The organism is Isoptericola croceus, from assembly GCF_029382255.1.
GTDB lineage: Bacteria > Actinomycetota > Actinomycetes > Actinomycetales > Cellulomonadaceae > Isoptericola > Isoptericola croceus.
Map to the genome: position 1 here is coordinate 1 of NZ_JARLLG010000349.1, position 266 is coordinate 266.

1 pseudogene is annotated in these 266 nt (G+C 46.2%); it reads right to left on the minus strand.

Annotation, left to right across the window (positions count from 1 at the left end):
* A pseudogene (locus PZC42_RS24810) lies at positions 1 to 266 on the minus strand (preprotein translocase subunit SecY); the annotation flags it as partial.

Genomic DNA, 266 nt, shown 5'->3' on the forward strand with positions numbered 1-266 from the left:
GCCTTCAATTAAAGCCAGGATAACCGTAAAATAGCGTGTAAACTCACTCAGCTTACGACGCCCCACTTCACCCTGTTTTGCCCACTCGGCAAACTTCGGCACAACATCCATTTGCAAGAGCTGCACAATAATGGAAGATGTGATATATGGCATAATGCCCATTGCAAAAATGGAAAAGTTCTTCAGCGCACCGCCCCCAAAAGTGTTTAGAAAGCCGACTAAACCGTTTTGGGTGGAGGCTTCCAATACGGAAGCATCCACATAAG